Origin of the sequence: Flavobacterium sp. (assembly GCF_036405015.1) — a bacterium.
GTDB lineage: Bacteria > Bacteroidota > Bacteroidia > Flavobacteriales > Flavobacteriaceae > Flavobacterium.
Genome location: NZ_DASWYK010000189.1, coordinates 1 through 2,204 on the forward strand (window position 1 = coordinate 1; position 2,204 = coordinate 2,204).

The 2,204-nt window shown below is 34.6% G+C and carries 2 protein-coding genes; both read right to left on the minus strand.

From position 1 onward, the window contains the following. Positions 1–197: 197 nt before the first annotated feature. Positions 198–1,457: an OmpA family protein gene (locus VGE71_RS16230; RefSeq protein WP_144213803.1), complete on the minus strand. Its 1,260-nt coding sequence runs from the start codon at positions 1,455–1,457 to the stop codon at positions 198–200. A gap of 200 nt (positions 1,458–1,657) precedes the next feature. Beyond that, positions 1,658–2,204 (minus strand): choice-of-anchor I domain-containing protein (locus VGE71_RS16235; protein WP_414656176.1); only part of this gene is annotated, 547 nt, incomplete at its 5' end.

Sequence of the window (2,204 nt, forward strand, 5' to 3'; positions counted from 1 at the left end):
TCGCTCCGCTGGAGCTTTTTTTATTTGTACTATTGAAATTCTATAAATATTTTGCTCCGCTGGAGCTCTTATTACATGTGTGTTTTTCTATAGCTATTTTGCTTCTCTGAAGCTCTTTTATAATTTATATTAAAACAAAAAAGAACTGTTTCATTACTGAAACAGTTCCTTTTCTTGTTTTTAGCTTTATATTTAGATTACTTCACTTGGAAAGTAACTCTTCTCACGATTTGACGTGCTTCTTTAGAGTTTTTGTTAACAGAAGTATCTTCTCCGTTAGCAATTACATTCAATCTTGAAGCATCGATTCCTGCATTTACTGCTACTTTTTTCACAGCTTCAGCTCTTTTTCTTGACAATTCAGTATTGTAGTTTGAACTTCCAATTTCGTCAGCATAACCAATAATATCTGCCGATTTTCCTGGATTGTTTTTCAAGTATTTCACTAAGAAATCAACACCAGATAAAGAAGCGTTTGTAGGTTTAGACGAATTGAAATCGAAATAAACATTTACATAACCTCCGTTGATTAATTCCTCAACAGTATTGTTTGTGTTTGTTCCAGCACCTTTCTTTTCGTAAGTTTTATCCAAATAGCTTTCTAACTCATCAGGCACACCATTTTGATTGGTATCAATAGATTGACCTTTTGTGTTAACAGCAACACCAGCAATAGAATTTGGTTCTAAATCGTATAAATCAGCAACACCATCTTTGTCTGAGTCGATAAGACCAGTTTCGATTAAGTCCACTCTTTTTTCCAATTCACCAATTCTGTCTTCTTCACCAACCCAGTCAGCATGTCTTTCGTGTTTTCCTAAGTAGAAAGTTAAACCGACAGAAGCATTCAATAATACACCATCAAAAGATCCTGTTGTTGTATTGCCCATTCCGTCGAAGTTCCAGTTTTGTCTTCCGTTAACAATACCTGTTAAGTCTCCAGTCAAAGCTACGCGGTTGCTTAATCTGATTTGTCCCGTTAAACCAGCAATTCCGTGTGCCATATAATCTTGACCACCAAAACCAGTTTCTGTACTAATTTGCGAAACTCCAAAACCACCATGTGCTAAAAGTCCGATTGTATTAGTCCATGTTTCAAAATTCAAAGCACGTCCAACGTTTACAACTCCTTGTAAACTTGCTCTAACATAACGGCTTTCAAAATCAGGAGTGTTTTTTTTCTCTTTAAATTGATCGTATCCAACATCTAATTTCAAACCAAATTTTGGATTGAACATATATCTCACACCTAAATCTCCGTGAAAAAAGTTTGCAGATTCTGTTGTATAACCTGGAGTCATTGTTCTCGTTGGTTTGTTAACACCTCCGTTAAGTTCAATCGACCATTTATTGAATTCCTGATCTACAGCAGGTTTGGTAGAAGTGGTAGCCATATTTTGTGCGCCAGCGGCGAAGGATAGCAATAATAACGAGGCTGATACTAATTTCTTTTTCATGATATCAAAAATTAAATTGTTTTTATTTTAAACTCATGAACAAAATTAGGGCGTGTATATTTAGAATGTGTTGTATAGTTACTTACATAATTCCCATCTTTTGGCTTTTAATTATGTAAATACGTTAAAATTAGCCTAATACAAGTTAAAAAAAAAGAGCAAAATTCACATTTTGCTCTTTTTGATGTACTGAAAATATATTATTTTAAGTCTGGTTGGTAGATTTTAACGCTTCCATCTCCTTCGCTACTTACTACTAATAAACTTCTTTTAGTAGGGCTTTTTGAAGCTGGAATAAAAAGTAATCCTTCTGGAGCATCACCTGTTTTTACAGTTTGTAAATATTGTGGCGATTGTGGGTTTGTAGCATCATAAACCATAAAGGCATCAGATCTTTCTAAACCAACAAATATAATGTTTTGATTCCCCATTTTAGCCGCTACAACTGCTTCTGGCTCAGAACCTTTATCGTCACTTCTTTTATCATCGTAAGTTCCTAATTCATGTGTTTTTTTGTCAACATCATTTTTGCTGTCATAAACGATTTTTCCTGTGTTTCCGTTCCAAATTGAAAAAGATCTTCCTCCGAAACTTACCATTTCGTCCAAATCTCCATCACCGTCTGTATCTCCCATATCAGCAACTAGATTTAATCTTCCCATGCTAGGATCTAATTTTAAAGCAGCTGCATCTGGAAAAACTGTTGCATCCAATTTCAAGCTTTTCATACGCTTAACATCAGAATAA

Excerpts from the sequence above, each read along its gene's own strand:
- VGE71_RS16230 (WP_144213803.1), bottom strand. The coding sequence starts at position 1,457 with ATGAAAAAGAAATTAGTATCAGCCTCGTTATTATTGCTATCCTTCGCC.